The 18337-nt window shown below is 61.2% G+C and carries 12 protein-coding genes; 8 read left to right on the plus strand and 4 right to left on the minus strand.

Translation table 11 applies throughout. From position 1 onward, the window contains the following. The first annotated feature begins 127 nt into the window (after window positions 1-127). The 4 genes from MKZ87_RS06705 to MKZ87_RS06720 all read left to right on the plus strand — a co-directional run bounded on the left by MKZ87_RS06705 (window position 128) and on the right by MKZ87_RS06720 (window position 5888). On the plus strand, window positions 128-889 hold the full coding sequence (locus MKZ87_RS06705; RefSeq protein WP_085700689.1) for a PIG-L deacetylase family protein: 762 nt from the start codon (window positions 128-130) through the stop codon (window positions 887-889). A 91-nt stretch (window positions 890-980) separates the two neighbouring features. After that, the gene (locus MKZ87_RS06710) at window positions 981-1778 is read left to right on the plus strand and encodes an endonuclease/exonuclease/phosphatase family protein (RefSeq protein WP_085704053.1); all 798 of its coding nucleotides are present in this window, start codon (window positions 981-983) and stop codon (window positions 1776-1778) included. A gap of 127 nt (window positions 1779-1905) precedes the next feature. Then, entirely contained in the window at window positions 1906-4494 is a 2589-nt protein-coding gene (locus tag MKZ87_RS06715; RefSeq protein ID WP_266200458.1) for an autotransporter outer membrane beta-barrel domain-containing protein, read from the plus strand. A gap of 323 nt (window positions 4495-4817) precedes the next feature. Continuing rightward, window positions 4818-5888, plus strand: coding sequence for an autotransporter outer membrane beta-barrel domain-containing protein (locus MKZ87_RS06720; RefSeq protein WP_085704009.1), 1071 nt, complete (start codon window positions 4818-4820; stop codon window positions 5886-5888). A gap of 193 nt (window positions 5889-6081) precedes the next feature. Here the strand turns inward: MKZ87_RS06720 and glgB are convergent, their stop codons facing one another. From glgB to MKZ87_RS06735, 3 genes are all read right to left on the minus strand, one after another. Beyond that, window positions 6082-8322, minus strand: coding sequence for a 1,4-alpha-glucan branching protein GlgB (glgB, locus tag MKZ87_RS06725; protein ID WP_085704006.1), 2241 nt, complete (start codon window positions 8320-8322; stop codon window positions 6082-6084). A 2-nt stretch (window positions 8323-8324) separates the two neighbouring features. Then, window positions 8325-11666, minus strand: coding sequence for a maltose alpha-D-glucosyltransferase (treS, locus tag MKZ87_RS06730; RefSeq protein WP_085704004.1), 3342 nt, complete (start codon window positions 11664-11666; stop codon window positions 8325-8327). A 167-nt stretch (window positions 11667-11833) separates the two neighbouring features. Continuing rightward, window positions 11834-13831, minus strand: a complete 1998-nt coding sequence (locus tag MKZ87_RS06735) for an alpha-1,4-glucan--maltose-1-phosphate maltosyltransferase (protein ID WP_085704001.1) — start codon at window positions 13829-13831, stop codon at window positions 11834-11836. Between the two features lie 218 nt (window positions 13832-14049). On the opposite strand from MKZ87_RS06735, the gene MKZ87_RS06740 reads away from it, so the two are divergent. Then, complete coding sequence (locus MKZ87_RS06740; RefSeq protein WP_007952133.1) at window positions 14050-14208, plus strand: hypothetical protein; 159 nt, start codon at window positions 14050-14052, stop codon at window positions 14206-14208. Here MKZ87_RS06740 and MKZ87_RS06745 read toward each other — a convergent pair whose 3' ends face one another. Beyond that, window positions 14209-14745, minus strand: coding sequence for an MgtC/SapB family protein (locus MKZ87_RS06745; protein ID WP_085700696.1), 537 nt, complete (start codon window positions 14743-14745; stop codon window positions 14209-14211). Window positions 14746-14867: 122 nt separating this feature from the next. Between MKZ87_RS06745 and MKZ87_RS06750 the strand changes: the two genes are divergently transcribed. From MKZ87_RS06750 to mapR, 3 genes are all read left to right on the plus strand, one after another. Further along, window positions 14868-15116 carry a DUF3203 family protein gene (locus MKZ87_RS06750; RefSeq protein ID WP_085700697.1) on the plus strand — a complete coding sequence of 83 codons (249 nt, stop codon included), beginning with the start codon at window positions 14868-14870 and terminating at the stop codon, window positions 15114-15116. 195 nt (window positions 15117-15311) lie between these two features. After that, window positions 15312-16742 (plus strand): cytochrome c oxidase accessory protein CcoG, encoded by a 1431-nt coding sequence (gene ccoG, locus MKZ87_RS06755; protein ID WP_266200459.1) that lies wholly within the window; start codon window positions 15312-15314, stop codon window positions 16740-16742. A gap of 132 nt (window positions 16743-16874) precedes the next feature. Continuing rightward, window positions 16875-18284, plus strand: coding sequence for a GntR family transcriptional regulator MpaR (mapR, locus tag MKZ87_RS06760; RefSeq protein ID WP_039772397.1), 1410 nt, complete (start codon window positions 16875-16877; stop codon window positions 18282-18284). Window positions 18285-18337 lie beyond the last annotated feature (53 nt).

The following is an 18337-nucleotide window of genomic DNA, read 5'->3' on the forward strand; positions in this document are numbered from 1 at the left end:
TCTGCTGCGCAGCAATCCAGGGTTCGGAGCGCTGCAGGGCTTTCCACCAGCCTTCACGGGTCGAACACGCCTGGAATGACCAGCGCTTGTACGACTGAGGGCGAGACTCAACAAGGACGTATCACTGATGAAATCGTTATCCCTCAGCGAGAGCGGCCTGCCGGCGCAGATCTGGAACAGCGCCCCGCAGCTCGACAACATTCCCGTCATCAATACTCACACTTTGGTGCCACCCGGCGTTCGCGCCGTGGTCATCGCCCCGCACCCCGGCGATGAAGTGGTGACCTGCGGCGGCCTGCTGCAACTGCTTTCCAGCCTCGGGCATCCCTTGCAACTGCTGTCGATCACCGATGGCAGCGCCAGTCATCCGGGCTCGCGTCAGTGGTCGGAAAAACGCCTGAGCGTGTTCCGCCCGCAGGAAAGCGTCGAAGCCCTGCGCCGTCTGGGCATGCCGATGCACAGCCTGAAATGGGTACGCGGCGGTTTCACCGACAACGCCCTGCTCGACCAGGAAACCCAACTGACCGAGTTCATCGCCCGCTACCTGCGCCCCGGCGACGTGGTCTTCAGCACCTGGTGCCAGGACGGCACCGCCGATCATGAAGCGGTCGGCCGGGCCAGCGCCAAAGCCGCAAGACAGGTCGGCGCCACTTTTCACGACGTGCCGGTCTGGGCCTGGCACTGGCCGGAGCGGGACCAGGCTCAGATACCGTGGCATCGCGCACGCAAACTGCGACTCGATACCTGGACCGTCGCGCGCAAGAGCCACGCCACCCATGCCTACGCCAGCCAGCTCATTGGCGAACCGGCGATCGGTATCGCACCGCTGCTGCCCAAGTCGATTCTGGAACGCATGCGCCTGCCTTACGAAATCGTCTTCGTCGACTGATGATCCGTCGGGCGCGGTCAGCCACTCAAAGTGAACTGCCCGCGTCCGGATCAGTCGCATGAACAGGCAGTCATGATTCAGAGGAGTGAACGTGTCCAGTGATCCGAAGCGTCATGCCGTCGACGCACAGACCTCGACCCCGTCCGCCATCCATCGCCTGCGGGTGCTGACGGTCAATACGCACAAGGGTTTCACCGCGCTCAATCGACGTTTCATCCTTCCGGAACTGCGTGAAGCGGTACGCAGCACCTCGGCCGATCTGGTGTTTCTGCAGGAAGTGGTGGGTGAACACGAGCGGCATTCCAGCCGCTACAACGAGTGGCCGCAGACCTCGCAGTACGAATTTCTCGCCGACAGCATGTGGAGCGACTTTGCCTACGGCCGCAATGCGGTGTATCCCGATGGCCATCACGGCAACGCTCTGTTGTCGAAATACCCGATCCGCGAATACCGCAACCTTGACGTCTCGATCACCGGCCCGGAACGGCGCGGGCTGCTGCATTGCGTCCTGGATGTGCCGGGGCATGCCGAAGTGCATGCCATCTGCGTGCACCTGAGCTTGCTCGAAAGCCATCGGCAATTGCAGTTGCAGCTGCTCTGCCAGTTGCTCGAATCCCTGCCCGACGATGCCCCGGTGATCATCGCCGGCGACTTCAACGACTGGCAGTTGCAGGGCAACGTCGCCCTCGCCCGCCGCGACTACCTGCACGAAGCCTTCGAACGTCATCACGGCCGTCCGGCCAAGACTTACCCTGCGCGTTTCCCGTTGCTGCGACTGGACCGGATATACCTGCGCAATGCCAGCAGCCACGACCCGCAGATCCTTGGCAACAAACCGTGGACGCATCTGTCGGATCATTTACCGCTGGCAGTAGAAGTGCACATTTAGGGCGTAGACGCCATTTGTCTGCCGATTCGCCCGCTTCCCCTGTCAGTTCTGACAGTAGGCAGCTCCTCATGCCCTTGTTAGGTTGAAACCGTTGCGCCGAACACCGGCGCCAATGCGTGGTGACCTTATGAACGCCTGCGGCACTTTCCTTGCCCGCCATCATTTGCTGGCCTTTTCAATCTGGCTGCTACTGGACTCCTCGGAATCGGCGCTGGCCCAGTGCGCCTTCAGCCCGACAGCGGGTGACGATCAATACACCTGTGACAGTCCTGGCAGCGCGCCTCTTTCCGATCTGTCGGGCAACAACAGCTTGAGTTTTCCCGCCAATGGCACCGGCAATATTCCCGGCAACGTCACGTTCGGCACCGGGGCTGATCGCGTGCTCATGCAGTCCGGGACAATCACCGGCGATCTCGATATGGGCAACGGCGCCAATGTGTTGCAGATCGACGGCGGCGTTATCGCAGGTGAGGTTCATCAGCGCAACGCTGTCGACACGTTCATCATGCACGCGGGCACTATCGGCTCACTGGCACAAGGCGATGGCTTCGACAGTTTCCAGATGACCGGTGGCACTATCACCGGGGCCTTTGAGGACGGCGACTTTGCGCAAATGAGCGGGGGCACGATCGGACGCGTCGACATGAAGCTCGATAAAAACGTCTTCGAATTATCCGGTGGGCGGATCATCAATAATCTGGTGACAGGTTTCGACGATGACACGATTCGGATCTCCGGCGGGCTGATAGGCGGCAATCTGAGTGTCAGTGGAGGCAATGACGCCATCACGATCACTGGCGGAGAAATTGTCGGTGAAATTCGCGCCAGTACCGGTGAAGACCGTTTGCTGTGGGACGGCGGCGGCATTGTCCGATCGGCGATTCTTATGGGTGGCGGCAATGACAACGCCACGCTGCGCAACCTTGATGACAGCGTGCTGGCACTGACGCCGAACCTTGATGGCGGTGCAGGCAACGATGTGCTGACGTTCGACAATACTCGCACTGCGCTGCCGGCGCGTTTCAGCAATTGGGAAACGGTGAACCTGAACAACGCCTCGCAGCTGGACCTGGGCTCGGGCGCCTTGCTGCTCGGCGACACTGTCAGCGGCACCGGTGCGCTGAACGTGGACGCCGGCAGCAGCGTGTTTTCCACCCAGGGCGCGGTGTCGCCCGCCGTGGCCGGACAAGCGGTGACGTTCAACAACGCCGGCATCATCGACCTGACCCACAACAACAGCCGCACCAATGACACGCTGACGATCAACGGCAACTACGTCGGCAATAGCGGGCAACTGTTATTGCAAAGCGTACTCGACGGCGACGGCGCACCCAGTGACAGACTGGTGGTCAACAACGGCAGCTTGAGCGGCGCAACCGCCATCACGGTGAGCAACCTCGGCGGGCCGGGCGGACTGACGCTGGAAAACGGCATTCAACTGGTGCAGGCCCAAGGCACTGCCGTGAGCAACAATTCCGCCTTCGTCCTCAACGGCCCGATTTCGGCGGGGGCCTATGACTACTATCTGTTCAAGGGTGGTGTCACCGCCGGCACCGAAAACAGCTGGTATTTGCGCTCGGCTGTGGTCGCCCCTCAAGTGCTGAGCGTGCCCAATCCCGACCCGACACTGCCGCCGATTCTGGTGCCGGTAGTGCCTGTGCCGGTGGCGGCCGCGATCATTCCGGCATCCGGGCAACCGGATCTGTCATTGGCCGTTCAGCCGGTGCTTCCCGTCGCCGTGGCAGGTAAAGCGCCGATTCCGATCTATCGTCCGGAAGTCCCCACCTGGTCGGTCCTGCCACCCGCGGCCGCCCAATTGACCCTCAGCGCACTTGGCACTTTCCACGACCGTCAGGGCGAGCAACGTCTGTTAAGCGAAACGGGAGCTTTCAGCGCCGGTTGGGGCCGGGTCTACGGCAAGAACCTCGACCAGACCTGGGCCGGCACCGTCACGCCACGACTGGACGGTTCACTCAATGGGTTTCAGGTCGGCAACGATTTGTACAGCTCACAGACCTCGGGCGGGCGAACCCAACGCCTCGGCCTGTTCGTCGGCCATAGCCGGATCAGGGGCGATGTGGACGGCTTCAACGAAGGCTTCGAACACAACAGCGCGGGCAAGATCAAACTGGAGGGCGACAGCTATGGCCTGTACTGGACGCTGACCGATCCGCACGGCGGGTACATCGACACGGTAGTGATGGGCACGCGTTTCGACGGCGACAGCCGCTCCGACCGTGGGCTGAAACTGGATAATCGCGGCCACGCCCTGACGCTCTCGGCAGAAACCGGTTACCCGTTCGCCCTGAACGACACTTGGGTGATCGAGCCGCAAGCGCAGGTGATCCACCAAAAGATCTCGCTCGACAGTCAAAACGATGGCATCTCGCGGGTATCGTTCGATTCCGACAGTGCATGGACCGGTCGCCTCGGTGCCCGGCTCAAAGGGCGTTATCAGCTCAACGGACTACCATTGGAGCCATACCTTCGGGCCAATCTGTGGCACACGTTTTCCGGCACCGATTCGGTGACATTCGACGGCACCACGACCATCGACAGTGATCAGAAATCGTCGACGGCGGATGTCGGTCTCGGCGTCGTACTGACCCTCGACCGCGCCGTGAGTATCTACGCCAGCACCGACTACAGCAGCAATATTGACAGTAACGACCTGCGTGGCCTGGCGGCAAATATGGGTATTCGCATCAGTTGGTAAGTCGATAGCAGGCTAAGCAAGCGCTCTGTTTCGCGGCTCGAAGCGTGTTTTCCCCAGCAAACAACAACTTAGATATGTGCATAAAAACAAACGCTTGCAATCTCTGATTCAGCCATACCACTCATCGTCCATTTTCTTGACGCATGGGCTCCGGTCTTCTTAGCTGTACCTTACTACCCCCGGAAGTACTACTCGGGGCGAACCTCAGGTCATTCGTCAAAACGGGCGGCCACGGGTTCGCCACGCTCCATTCGGTCGCCCCTCGTTCGGGGTAGGAGAGACGCCAAGGCGAGATACCACATGCGCTAGCAAGGTAGAACTCCATGAAAACCTCACTCACCTCACAAGAGATCAAAGTCACGTTCTGCACTGTTTCAAGTTCTATCTTGCTGTGCTCGTCCATGGAGGCGCAGGCGGGACCTGCGACGGACGAGGCCACGCCCTGGTATCGCCAGAACATCCCCGTCATGACCCTCCCCGCCACGATCGTGACCCCGGGCCCGCAACGCCTGAGCCCGCAACCGGATCTGCGCGGCGCCGACCTGATCACCGAAGACCTTGCGCCCTCCGCCTGGGATCAACTCTACGGCCAGACGTCCCGCCAGGCACAAACCGACGTCCTCAGCCCGGGCTTCGCCACGCCCGGCACCGGTGACTTCAAAGGCCCGGCCGTACTGACCCTGAAAAGCAGCAGCGGCCATACCCAGCAGGTCGGCCTGATCGGCGGGATCAACCGGATCCAGGCCAATGGCAACGGCCTGATCACCAGCCGCGCCCTCGCCGACCCGACCACCGACACCCTCAACCTGCAAGGCCAGAGCCTGGGCGCTTACTACAGTTTGATCGGTCCCCAGGGCTGGCACGTCGATCTGTCAGCCAGTGGCGGCCGGGTCAGCGGGTTCAGCCGAAACGAGCAAGGCGCACGCCTGGCCACAGAAGGCAGCGCGATGACCTTGTCGGTGGAAGGCGGATTCCCGATCGGCCTCAGTGAAAACTGGGTGGTTGAACCGCAGGCGCAATTGATCAACCAGCGCATCACCCTGGACACGCCCTATGCCGGTTCGGGCAAAGCATCTTCCAGTGATATTTCGTCGTGGAGCGGCCGGGTCGGTGCGCGTTTGAAAGGTAGCTACGACCTGAACGGTCTGCCGGTCGAACCCTACGTGCGCACGAACTTGTGGCACACGGTGTACACCGGCAATACGGTGACGCTGGATCAGGTGGACAAGATCAGCAGCAGCCGAAAATCCTCGACCGTGGAACTCGGCCTGGGGCTGGTGGCGAAAATGACGCCGACGGTGAGCCTGTACGTCAGCGCCGATTACAGCAGCGATGTCGACGACAACGACCTGAACGGGTTGATTGGTAGCCTGGGAGTCCGGATGCGCTGGTGAGCTCTTCTATTGACCGTTCCCACGTCGAGGCGTCGAACCGTACGCGTGGGAATGCAGCCCGGGATGCTCCGCGCCCCTTCCAGAGCTGGAACGCGGAGCGTCCCTAGAGGCATTCCCACGCAGACGGTTCGACGCCTCGACGTGGGAACGATCAGTAATCCGCGAGGGAGCGATCTCGCGTGGAGGCGTCCCGTTACTCGCTTGGGCCCTCGGGCTTAAGGATCAACACCGCCAATGGCGGCAGGTTCAGTTCCAGCGACAACGCCTGCCCATGGCTCGCGACCTCATCGGTGAACGCACCGCCGCCGTTGCCATAATTGGAACCGGCGTAGGTGTCGGCGTCACTGTTGAGCAATTCCTTCCAGCGCCCGGCAAACGGCACGCCCACGCGGTACGACTGGCGCGGCACCGGGGTGAAGTTGGCTACCACCAGCACCGGCGTGCCGTCCTTGCTCCAGCGCAACCACGCGTAAACGCTGTTGATCGCATCGTCACCGATCAACCACTGAAAGCCTTGCGGCGCATCGTCCTGCTCGTGCAGCGCCGGCTCTTCGCGGTAGAGCCGGTTGAGGTCGCCGACCAGTTTCTGCACTCCTTTGTGCTCCGAATATTGCAGCAGATACCAGTCCAGCTGCTGGTCGTGATTCCACTCGCGCCACTGGCCGAACTCGCAACCCATGAACAGCAGTTTCTTGCCCGGATGGGTCCACATGAAGCTCAGGTAAGCGCGCAGGTTGGCGAATTTCTGCCAGCGGTCGCCGGGCATCTTGTCGATCAGCGAATGCTTGCCGTGTACCACTTCGTCGTGGGAAATCGGCAGGATGAAACGCTCGGACCAGGCGTACACCAGGCCAAAGCTCAGCTCGTTGTGGTGATGGGCGCGGTAAACCGGGTCCTGCTGAATGTAGTGCAGCGAATCGTGCATCCAGCCCATGTTCCATTTGTAGGCGAAACCGAGCCCGCCCTGCTGGGTACTCTGGCTGACACCCGGCCACGCCGTGGATTCCTCGGCGATCACCAGCGCGCCCGGAGCTTCCAGCGCCACCACGTCGTTCAGGTGGCGAAGGAAATCGATGGCTTCCAGATTCTCGCGACCGCCATGGCGATTGGGCACCCACTCCCCCGCCTTGCGCGAGTAGTCGCGATAGAGCATCGACGCCACCGCATCGACCCGCAGGCCGTCAATGTGGAAATGCTTCAACCAGTGCAGCGCCGAGGCCAGCATGTAACCGTGCACTTCGGTGCGACCGAGGTTATAGATCAGCGTGTCCCAGTCCTGGTGGAAGCCTTCCAGCGGGTTGCCATATTCGTACAGCGCGGTGCCGTCGAACTGCGCCAGACCGTGAGCATCGGTCGGGAAATGTGCCGGCACCCAGTCGAGAATCACCCCGATACCGGCCTGATGGCAGGCGTTGACGAACGCCGCGAACTCGTCCGGCGTGCCGTAACGGGCGCTCGGGGCGAACTGCGACAGCAACTGATAACCCCAGGAACCGCCGAACGGGTGCTCCATGATCGGCATCAGTTCAATGTGGGTGAAACCCAGTTCCCTCACGTAGGGAATCAGTCGCTCGGCCAGCTCCGGCCAAGTGTACTGACGCGCCACTTCGCCGAGATCGTCGAGTTCGCATTGCCAGGATCCGGCATGCAGCTCATAGATCGACAGCGGCGCATTGTGCTGCTGGCGCTCGCGACGGCCAGTCATCCAGTCCTGATCCTGCCAGTCGATCTGCAGCGGCGAGGCGACTTTCGACGCAGTGTCCGGCGGCAGACTGGTGGCCAGCGCCATCGGGTCGGCCTTGAGCGGCAGGATGCCGTGGGGCCCGAGGATTTCGTACTTGTACAGCTCCCCCGCTTGCAGGCGCGGAATGAACAACTCCCACACGCCGGACGGATGCCGCAAGCGCATCGGGTGCCGGCGCCCGTCCCAGACGTTGAAGTCGCCGACCACCGATACCCGTCGGGCATTCGGTGCCCACACGGCAAAGCGCACACCGTCGACGCCATCGACGGTTTTCAGCTGCGCACCGAGGCAACTGCTGAGGTCGCGATGGTTGCCTTCGGCGAACAGATACAAGTCCATTTCACCGAGCAACTGGCCAAAGCTGTAGGGATCTTCCGCGACCTGCTCACCGCCGGCCCAACGGGTACGCAACAGGTAGGGCCGCGCGTCCTCGAAATGGCCGACGAACAGCCCCGGTGTTTCGGTAGCCTCCAGCGGGCCACGCTCTTCGCCACTGTGTTTGTCCAGTACCGAAACGCTTAACGCGCCGGGCAGATACGCCCGGATGAATTGCCCGCCGGCACCATCGCCGTGGGGGCCAAGAATGGAAAACGGGTCGTGATGTTCTGCACGCACCAGGGCATCGATGTCCTTCGCCCTGGGCAGCAATCGTTCGTTAACGTGACCCTGTTCCTTGTTCGAGAAACTCATGACTACTCTCCACCAAGATCGGAAAAGGGTTTGAGCCCCGTCAATAACCCATACAGACCGTGCAGCGGCACGGGCAGCCAGGTGGGGCGATTTTCGGCTTCATAGGCCACTTCGTAGGCCGCTTTCTCCAGACCGAACAACGCCAGTGCGGCGTTGGCACCTTCAGGATCTTGCCAGGCATGATCAAGACTAGCTGCCGCTTGGCGATATGCCTGGAGAAATGCTTCCCGGGCTTCACGCAGGTAACGCTCCGTGACCCGCCGACGCGCGGCTTCGGCCTCGGGGCTGTTGTCGACGTTGTGCACATTCAACGCCATGGCGGCGGCGTAATCGAAGGAGCGCAGCACACCACTGACGTCCTTGTACGGACTGTGCTTGCCTCGGCGTTCGGCCAGTGGTCGCGCCGGTTCGCCTTCGAAATCGATCAGGTACGCGTCGCCCTTGATCACCAGCACTTGCCCCAAATGCAGGTCGCCGTGCACACGAATGCGCAAGCCGCCGGCAGATTGCTTCGCCAGTTCCTGCACGTGGGCAAGAATGGTTTTCTTGTTGTCGAGCAACCGGGCAACAAGCTTCTGATCCGCCCCGTCGAGTTCGCCCTGATGCTGTTTGAGCAGCTGCAACGCGCGCTCGACCTGAGCTCCGACATCCTTGCCGGTCGCCTGTGCATCCTTGGCCGAACTGAGTTGCGGTGCGAAGTCCTGATTGTCGCTCGGCGCCGCCAGCACCTGATGCATTTCCCCCAGACGCTGGCCGAGCATGCCGGCGAAATCCTTCAGTTCACCCAAGGCGTTGTAATGCTGCGCCTGCTCGGACACGGCATCCGCCAGCTCATCGCGCAGCGCCCGTTCGAGGTTGTTCTGCGTCCATTCCCAGGCATCGCCCTGATTGCTCAAATAGCCTTGCGCAATCATCAGCAGGTTGTCTTCACCACCGGCGCCGCGGCGAATCACCGAACCGAGCAGCGGGGAGATATTGGCAAATCCGGCATCGGTCAGGTAAGCGCTCATCTCCAGTTCCGGGTGTACGCCGGAAGCGACTTTGCGGATCAGCTTCAGTACCAGACTGCCGCCGATCACCACCGAACTGTTGGATTGCTCGGCGGACAGATAGCGCACTTCGGATTCCGCGCCCAGGCCGAGTTTTTCCAGTTGCGGCGTTGCTTCGAAACGGATCTCGCCATCGCTGGATTCCAGCACCGTGCCGCTCTGCATGCCTTGCAGAACCGCGCGAATAAACGCTTCAAGGCTGAAGGCGTCAGTGATCAACCCGACCTGACGCACCCGGCGCACTCGCGCCAAGGCCAGTTGCTGGGGCAACGCCGGCCCGACCTGATCTTCCGAAATGAACCCGAAAGGCAGCTGATAACGGCTGGTCTGCCCGTCACTGTGCACTTCGATTTCGCTGAGCAACACCGGATGCTGTGCGTCGCCGAAACGCACGCCGTAGGCCAGTTTCACCTGGTCGATGGCGGCGTCCTTGCCGGCGAACCAGCGGCGGTTTTGCAGCCAGTTTGGCAGGATGCCCTGTTCGAGGGTGGCGCGGGACGGCGCCTCCAGCAGTTCCTCCATGCGTTTTTTCAGCACCAGCGTGGTGAAGTCCGGCAGGCTCTGCGCGGGCTCAACGTGCCAGCTCGGCATCTGGTTTTCCGCCGCCAGGCCAAACCAGTAGAAGCCGTAAGGCGCCAGGGTCAGCAGAAAGTTGAGCTGGCCGATGGGCGGAAATGCGTTACCACCCAGCATTTCCACCGGCACCATGCCGACGTAGGCCGACAAGTCCAGCTCCACCGCTTGCGCGCTGCGCGACACGTTGGCCACGCACAGGATGATTTCATGCTTGCCGTCCGGCCCGGTGTATTCGCGGGTGTAGGCCAGGACGCGACGATTGGCCGGCGAGAGCATTTTCAGCGTGCCGCGACCGAACGCCTTCGACTGCTTGCGAACGGCCAGCAGACGCCGGGTCCAGTTCAGCAACGAGTGCGGATCGCCGGCCTGGGTTTCGACGTTGACCGACTGGTAACCGTATTGCGGGTCCATGATCGGCGGCAGCACCAGGCTGGCCGGATCGGCGCGGGAGAAGCCGCCATTGCGGTCGATCGACCATTGCATCGGCGTGCGCACGCCGTCGCGATCGCCCAGATAGATGTTGTCGCCCATGCCGATTTCATCGCCGTAATACAGGGTCGGCGTGCCGGGCATCGACAGCAGCAGGCTGTTGAGCAGCTCGATGCGACGACGGTCGCGCTCCATCAGCGGCGCCAGGCGCCGGCGAATGCCGAGGTTGATCCGCGCACGGCGGTCGGCGGCGTAGTAGTTCCAGAGGTAGTCGCGTTCCTTGTCGGTGACCATCTCCAGCGTCAGTTCATCGTGGTTGCGCAGGAAGATCGCCCATTGGCAGTTGGCCGGGATTTCCGGAGTCTGGCGCAGGATGTCGGTGATCGGAAAGCGATCTTCCTGGGCCAGCGCCATGTACATGCGCGGCATCAGCGGGAAGTGAAACGCCATGTGGCATTCATCGCCATTCACGCCCTCGGCGTCGGTATCACCGAAGTACAGCTGGGTATCTTCCGGCCATTGATTGGCCTCGGCCAGCAGCATGCGATCCGGATAATTGGCGTCGATTTCGGCGCGGATCTGCTTGAGGACGTCGTGGGTTTCCGGGAGGTTTTCGTTGTTGGTGCCGTCGCGTTCGATCAGGTACGGAATCGCGTCCAGGCGCAGGCCGTCGATGCCCATGTCCAGCCAGTAACGCATCACCGAGAGCACGGCTTTCATGACTTGCGGGTTGTCGAAGTTCAGGTCCGGCTGGTGCGAATAGAAACGGTGCCAGAAGTACTGGCCGGCGACCGGGTCCCAGGTCCAGTTGGACTTTTCGGTGTCGAGAAAAATAATCCGCGTGCCATCGTACTTCTGGTCGTCATCCGACCACACATAGAAGTCGCGCGCCGCCGATCCGGGCTTGGCCTTGCGCGCCCGCTGGAACCATGGGTGCTGATCGGAGGTGTGGTTGATGACCAGCTCGGTAATCACCCGCAAGCCACGCTTGTGCGCCTCGGCAATGAACCGTTTGGCATCGGCCATCGTCCCGTAATCGCTGTGCACGCCACGGTATTCGGCAATGTCGTAACCGTCGTCACGGCGTGGCGAGGGATAGAACGGCAATAGCCAGATGGTGTTGACGCCGAGTTCGGCGATGTAATCGAGTTTGGCGATCAGGCCGGGAAAGTCGCCGATTCCGTCGTTATTCGAATCGAAAAAGGATTTGACGTGAACTTGATAAATCACCGCGTCCTTGTACCAGAGCGGGTCCTTGATGAAGGTGGCTGCCTTGGGTTTCTTCGCCATGTGAAACTCCTGTTGAATTCATTGAAGCCGAAGCTGCTACTGATCGTTCCCACGCTCTGCGTGGGAATGCCGCCTTGGACGCTCTGCGTCCACCGCTGGGACGCGGAGCGTCCCGGGATGCATTCCCACGCGGACGGTTCGACGCCTCGACGTGGGAACGATCATCATCAGGAAGAAGTAATGCGCCAGATTCCGAACGGTTGATACGCCGGGTCGATCCGCATGAACTGGTATTTGCCGTACCAGTCCCAGCGATGGCCGTTCATCAGGTCTTCGCCGTGGGTGGTGGCATCGTCCGGCAGGCCCATTTCCCACAGCGGCAACTCGAAATTCGCTTCCTGAACGTTATGCGGATCGAGGCTGACGGCCACCAGAATGAAGTTGCTGCCGTCCGCGCTGCGCTTGCCGAAATACAGAATGTTGTCGTTCCAGGCGTTGTAGATCTTCAGGCCCAGATGGCTGTGCAACGCCGGGTTCTGGCGGCGGATGCGGTTGAGCTGGGCGATCTCGGCAATGATGTTGCCGGGCTGGTTGAAGTCGCGGACGCGGATCTCGTACTTCTCGGAATCGAGGTATTCCTCTTTGCCGGGCACCGGCGCCGATTCACACAGCTCAAACCCCGAATACATGCCCCACAGACCTGAGCCCATGGTCGCCAGCGCCGCGCGAATCAAAAATCCGGGGCGCCCCGATTCATGCAGGAACGCCGGGTTGATGTCCGGAGTATTGACGAAGAAGTTCGGCCGGTAGCACTCGCGCCACGGCGATTCATTGAGTTCGCTGAAGTAGGTCGCCAGTTCGGTCTTGGTGTTGCGCCAGGTGAAATAGGTGTAGCTCTGGGTGTAACCGACCTTGCCCAGCCGCGCCATCATCGCCGGGGTGGTGAAGGCTTCAGCGAGGAAGATCACTTCCGGGTACAGCGTGCGCACATCGGCGATCAACCATTGCCAGAACGGCAGCGGTTTGGTGTGCGGGTTGTCCACGCGAAAGATCTTCACGCCCTCCTGCACCCAGCCGACCACGATGTCGCGCAACTCGACCCACAGGCTCGGAATCGCTTCCGGCGCATAAAAGTCGACGTTGACGATGTCCTGATATTTCTTTGGCGGGTTCTCCGCGTATTTGATCGTGCCGTCCGGCCGCCAGTTGAACCAGCCCGGATGCTGTTTGAGCCACGGGTGATCCTGGGAACACTGGATGGCGAAATCCAGGGCGATCTCCAGACCATGATCAGCAGCAGCAGCCACCAGCCGACGGAAGTCTTCGCGGGTACCGAGTTGCGAGTGAATCGCTTCGTGGCCGCCCTCCTCGCTGCCGATCGCATACGGGCTGCCGGGATCATCCGGGCCGGCGGTCAGGGAATTGTTGCGGCCCTTGCGATGACTGCGGCCAATCGGGTGAATCGGCGTGAAGTACAGCACGTCGAAGCCCATGTCCTGAATCATCGGCAACCGCGAGTGCACGTCATTGAAAGTGCCGTGGCGAGCGGGATCGTCGGTGATCGAGCGGGGAAACAGTTCATACCAACTGGCGAATTCCGCCAGTTCGCGCTCGACGTCCACCGGAAATTCCGGGCTGAGGCTCAAGTAGGCGCGATGATCGGCCTCGGCCATCAGTTGCGCACTGCGCGAGTGCAGAAACAACGCGACCTGCTCGGTTTCGAGCAGGCCGGACAATTCGTGGTGCAGGCCGGCCAGCTGTTCGCTGAGCTGCCCTTCGCTGCGCTCGGCGGCCTGCTGCACCATGTTCCGCCCCTCTTGCAACTCGAGACTGACCGGGACGGCGGCGGTGTGTTTTTTCTCCAGTTCGTACTGAAAACTGGCGAACTGGTCGATCCACGCTTCGATCAGGAACAGATAACGGCCCATGCGCTGCGGCTGAAACACACCGCGCCAGCCGTTATTGCCCTGATCGCTCATAACTTCGGTCTGCCAGGTCTCATCGCCCTCTTCGCGCCAGCGGATGCGCACTGCGAGTTTGTCGTGACCGTCGGCGAACACCTTGCTGGTGACCACGATCTCGCGACCGGCGATCGCCTTGACGGCAAACTGTCCACCGTCGAGGGTCGGTGCGGTGTTTTCAATAACGATGCGCGGCAGCAACAGCGCCTGCGACAGCGGGATGTGCGGGTTGTAGCTCAGTTCGGAGGGTTTTTCAGCAGTCATTGAGCATCTCTCCTTAACGCCCCAAGGACGCTCGTTTGCCTGTTTGGCGGTCACGGCCGGGCCTGCGCCCGGTGATGAAATCTCTCAGGTTCCGAGCGGCCATCGCCGGGAAAAGTTCACAGGGATTTGCCCCGCCACAAAATCGGATCGATTTCGCAGTGCAGTGGTCAATCCACTTAAGCACTTCCTACGCCAAGTGCCACACGGAGGTTTACCCGATGACTATTCCGATTCCGGCCGAAACACCTGACCCGAATATCGACAAACCGGTCCTGCCCGAGACCGAACCGCAACCGATCCCCGAACAGGAACCCCCTGGCACCACACCACCGCCCAAGGAGGAACCGCCGACGACCATGCCGCCGGTGATTGTCTGATCAGCGAGGATCGCTGTGATCCTTCTCGATGCGGTCCTTATCCGGCTGATCCTTCTCGAACACGCTGACGATCCGCGGCATGACACTGAAGATCCCCAGCGCCAGCAACGTACTGAACACCGCCGTCGCCTCACGGCCCAACCCGGCCGCGACGCCGATGGCGGCGGTCATCCACAAACCCGCGGCGGTGGTCAGACCCTTGACGTGGCCTTCGTCGCCTTCGTGATTCTTCAGGATGGTCCCGGCGCCGAGAAAGCCGATGCCGGCGATTACCCCTTGCACCACCCGGCTCATGGCATCGGCCTGAGACCCGGACAATTGCGGCACCAGCACAAACAACGCCGCGCCGAGGGCCACCAGCATGTGCGTTCGCACCCCGGCAGCCTTGCCCTTGTGCTCGCGCTCGAACCCGAGAATCCCGCCCAATAGCGCCGCCATGAGCAGGCGCACGGTGATCCGCGTCAGCTGCGATGCATCGCCGATGTCGGCGAATTCCGCTTGCAGGGTTTCCCACACTTCATGCCACCAGGCGTTCATCCTGCAGTCCTTGTAAAGAGGCGATAAAAGGTGGACAGCAGCGACCATTAATCGGTTGCGTAGAACGATCGGCGCAGCGTAGGCCCTAACCCTTCAGATCCCCTGTGAAAAAGGACTGGCCCATGCCCCTGCGTATCGATGACAGCAATCCGGAATCGAAAGTGTGTTTTTTCACCGTTGAAAATGGTGAGGAAATCCGGATCTGCGACACCTTGGAAGTCAGGACAGATAGCGAAAAATCCATGTCGTTCGTCGAAGTGGACGGCCGGCGCATCTACGTCACCGAAGCCGAAGCGGATGCATTGACCGTGGCAGGTGCCAGCGATGGACGCAAACACCTGAAGGCCGACGACAGTGATTCGGTGATTTGACTGACCTTGATCAACGACCGGCGCAGACGTCTGGGATAGGCATCTGCGCCCTGGCCGGCGTGCTGCTTCAAGTTGTCGCAGGCATGCCTGAAAAAGCCATCTGATACGCTTTTTATTGAAATACCTGAGTCTGTTATGCAAACAGATCGGCGCTCATAGTTCCCCGGCCTGATGGAGGCTGATGAGCAAACGACCATGAGCGAACGAATCCCCGTCCGAACCGTAGAAGCATCTCCCCAGATAAAAACAGTACCGGCGCGCCCAATGAAGGCGAAGCACGCCACCAGCGATAACCAGATTTTCACCCGCAGCTTCACCGGCCTGTTCCGCACCTTGCGCATGAGCGGTGCGGGATTTCTGTTCCTGCTGTTCTTCGGCACCGTATGGCTGAACTGGGGCGGTCGTCAGGCAGTGCTCTGGGACCTTTCCGAAAGCAAATTCCACATCTTTGGCGCAACCTTCTGGCCACAGGATTTCATTCTGCTGTCGGCGCTGCTGATCATCGCCGCGTTCGGCCTGTTCGCCATTACTGTGTTCGCCGGCCGGGTCTGGTGTGGTTACACCTGCCCGCAGAGTTCGTGGACATGGATCTTCATGTGGTGCGAAAAAATCACCGAAGGCGAACGCAACCAGCGCATCAAGCTGCAAGCAGCGCCCTGGAGCCTGAACAAACTCGCCCGGCGCGCGGCCAAGCACACGTTGTGGCTGGCGATCAGTGTGCTGACCGGCCTGACCTTTGTCGGCTATTTCACCCCGATCCGGCCACTGGCCGAAGAATTGCTGACCCTGCGGATCGGCGGTGTCAGCCTGTTCTGGGTGCTGTTCTTCACCGCCGCCACCTACATCAATGCCGGCTGGCTGCGCGAAGCGGTATGCATGCACATGTGCCCGTATGCGCGGTTTCAGAGCGTGATGTTCGACAAGGACACTCTGGCGATTTCCTACGACGCCGCCCGAGGCGAAAACCGCGGCCCGCGCAAACGCGACGTGAAACCCGCCGAAGCCGGGCTCGGCGATTGCATCGATTGCCAGCTGTGCGTACAGGTCTGCCCGACCGGCATCGACATCCGCGACGGCCTGCAAATGGAATGCATCGGCTGCGCGGCGTGCATCGACGCCTGCGATTCGATCATGGACAAAATGAATTACGCCCGTGGCTTGATCCGCTATACCTCCGAACGCGAATTGCAGGGTGGCAAGACGCATCTGCTGCGTCCGCGACTGATCGGCTACGTTGCAGTACTGGTCGTGATGATCGGCACACTCGCCCTGGCATTGGTCGAACGGCCAATGGTGTCGCTGGACGTGACCAAGGACCGTGGCCTGTTCCGCGAGAATGGTCAGGGGCAGATCGAAAACATCTACACACTAAAGGTCATCAACAAGACCCAGCAGCGCCAGGACTACAACCTGAGCCTGGTGGACGGTGATGGCTTCCAGCTGCAAGGCAAGACCCAACTGAGCCTGGCGCCGGGCGAGATTGTCGATGTGCCGGTGTCGGTGGCGATGACTGCCGAACGTGCGGCCAGCAGCTCGCAGACCTTGAGCTTCAGGATTGCCGACAGTAATGAGCCAGAGATTTATAGCGTGGCGAAGAGCCGGTTTGTTGCGCCGATGAATCGATGATCCCTTAGACTGCGGCGCGGCCATTCGCGAGCAAGCTCGCTCCCACAGAGGAATACGGTCAACTGTGGGAGCGAGCTTGCTCGCGAACGAAGGCGACACGGTCTTCCAGAAAGAAATCAATCCGGACCCAAGATGAAACGCTACGAAAAATTCGCCGACGACATCGCTGAACTGATCCGCTCCGGCGTCCTCGGCCCCGGCCAGCGGGTGCCGTCGGTGCGCTACGCAAGTCAGACCTACGGCGTCAGTCCGTCCACCGTGTTCCAGGCCTATTACCTGCTGGAGCGCCGCGGCCTGATCCGTGCCCGCCCGCGTTCCGGCTACTTCGTCAACACCCACGCCCCGAGCCCGTTCTCGGAGCCGGTGATCAGCAGCCAGGTCAACGAATCCACCAAGGTCGACGTGAGCGAACTGGTGTTCTCGGTGCTTGAGTCGATCAAGGACCCCAGCACCGTGCCGTTCGGCTCGGCGTTCCCCAGCCCGACCCTGTTCCCGCTGCAACGCCTGTCCCGTTCACTGGCCAGTGCTGCGCGGGAAATGGACCCGCGCATGGTGGTCACCGACATGTCGCCGGGTAATCCGCAATTGCGTCGGCAGATTGCCCTGCGCTACATGGTCGGCGGCCTGATGCTGCCGATGGAAGAATTGCTGATCACCAACGGCGCCCTCGAAGCGCTGAACCTGTGCCTGCAAGCGGTCACCGAACCCGGCGATCTGGTGGCCATCGAAGCCCCGGCGTTTTATGCCAGCCTGCAAGTGCTGGAGCGGCTGAAACTCAAAGCCGTGGAAATCCCCGTGCACCCGCGCGACGGCATCGACCTCGGCGTGCTCGCCCAAACGCTGGAGCGGCACCCGATCAAGGCCTGCTGGTGCATGACCAGTTTCCAGAACCCGATGGGCGCAACCATGCCCGAGGCCAAGAAACAGGAACTGGTGGAGCTGTTGAAGCAGCATCAGGTGCCACTGATCGAAGACGACGTCTACGCCGAACTCTATTACGGCCAGCAGGCGCCGAAACCGGCCAAGGCCTTCGACACCGAAGGTCTGGTGATGCATTGCGGCTCGTTCGCCAAGAGCCTGGCTCCCGGCTACCGCATCGGCTGGGTCGCCGCCGGGCGCTACGCACAGAAAATCGAACGACTGAAGCTGATGACCTCGCTATGCGCCTCGATGCCCGCGCAAGCGGCTATCGCCGACTACCTGCAACACGGCGGCTACGACCGCCACCTGCGCAAACTGCGCTACGCCCTGGAAGAACAGCAAAGCGCGATGCTCGCGGCCATTGCCCGCTACTTCCCGGCGCAGACGCGCGTGAGCCAACCGGCTGGCGGCTACTTCCTGTGGCTGGAACTGCCACCGCAGATGGATTCGTTGAAGTTGTTTCAGATGGCGTTGGCGCAGGGGATCAGCATCGCGCCGGGGCCGATATTTTCGCCGACTCAGCGCTTTCGCAATTGCATTCGATTGAACTACGGCAGCCCGTGGACCGAGGATGCGGAGAAGGCGATGGAAACACTGGGGCGGATTGTGCGGTCGTTTTGAGTTACCGGTGATCGTTCCCACGCTCTGCGTAGGAATGCCTCAAGGGACACTCC

Source organism: Pseudomonas sp. MCal1 (assembly GCF_026341415.1).
GTDB lineage: Bacteria > Pseudomonadota > Gammaproteobacteria > Pseudomonadales > Pseudomonadaceae > Aquipseudomonas.

What these genes read in the sequence shown, in the direction of transcription:
- glgB (WP_085704006.1), bottom strand. Translation starts at nt 8,322, where the DNA reads ATGAGTTTCTCGAACAAGGAACAGGGTCACGTTAACGAACGATTGCTG.
- MKZ87_RS06705 (WP_085700689.1), top strand. Translation starts at nt 128, where the DNA reads ATGAAATCGTTATCCCTCAGCGAGAGCGGCCTGCCGGCGCAGATCTGG.
- MKZ87_RS06735 (WP_085704001.1), bottom strand. Translation starts at nt 13,831, where the DNA reads ATGACTGCTGAAAAACCCTCCGAACTGAGCTACAACCCGCACATCCCG.
- MKZ87_RS06715 (WP_266200458.1), top strand. Translation starts at nt 1,906, where the DNA reads ATGAACGCCTGCGGCACTTTCCTTGCCCGCCATCATTTGCTGGCCTTT.
- MKZ87_RS06740 (WP_007952133.1), top strand. Translation starts at nt 14,050, where the DNA reads ATGACTATTCCGATTCCGGCCGAAACACCTGACCCGAATATCGACAAA.
- MKZ87_RS06745 (WP_085700696.1), bottom strand. Translation starts at nt 14,745, where the DNA reads ATGAACGCCTGGTGGCATGAAGTGTGGGAAACCCTGCAAGCGGAATTC.
- MKZ87_RS06720 (WP_085704009.1), top strand. Translation starts at nt 4,818, where the DNA reads ATGAAAACCTCACTCACCTCACAAGAGATCAAAGTCACGTTCTGCACT.
- ccoG (WP_266200459.1), top strand. Translation starts at nt 15,312, where the DNA reads ATGAGCGAACGAATCCCCGTCCGAACCGTAGAAGCATCTCCCCAGATA.
- mapR (WP_039772397.1), top strand. Translation starts at nt 16,875, where the DNA reads ATGAAACGCTACGAAAAATTCGCCGACGACATCGCTGAACTGATCCGC.
- treS (WP_085704004.1), bottom strand. Translation starts at nt 11,666, where the DNA reads ATGGCGAAGAAACCCAAGGCAGCCACCTTCATCAAGGACCCGCTCTGG.
- MKZ87_RS06750 (WP_085700697.1), top strand. Translation starts at nt 14,868, where the DNA reads ATGCCCCTGCGTATCGATGACAGCAATCCGGAATCGAAAGTGTGTTTT.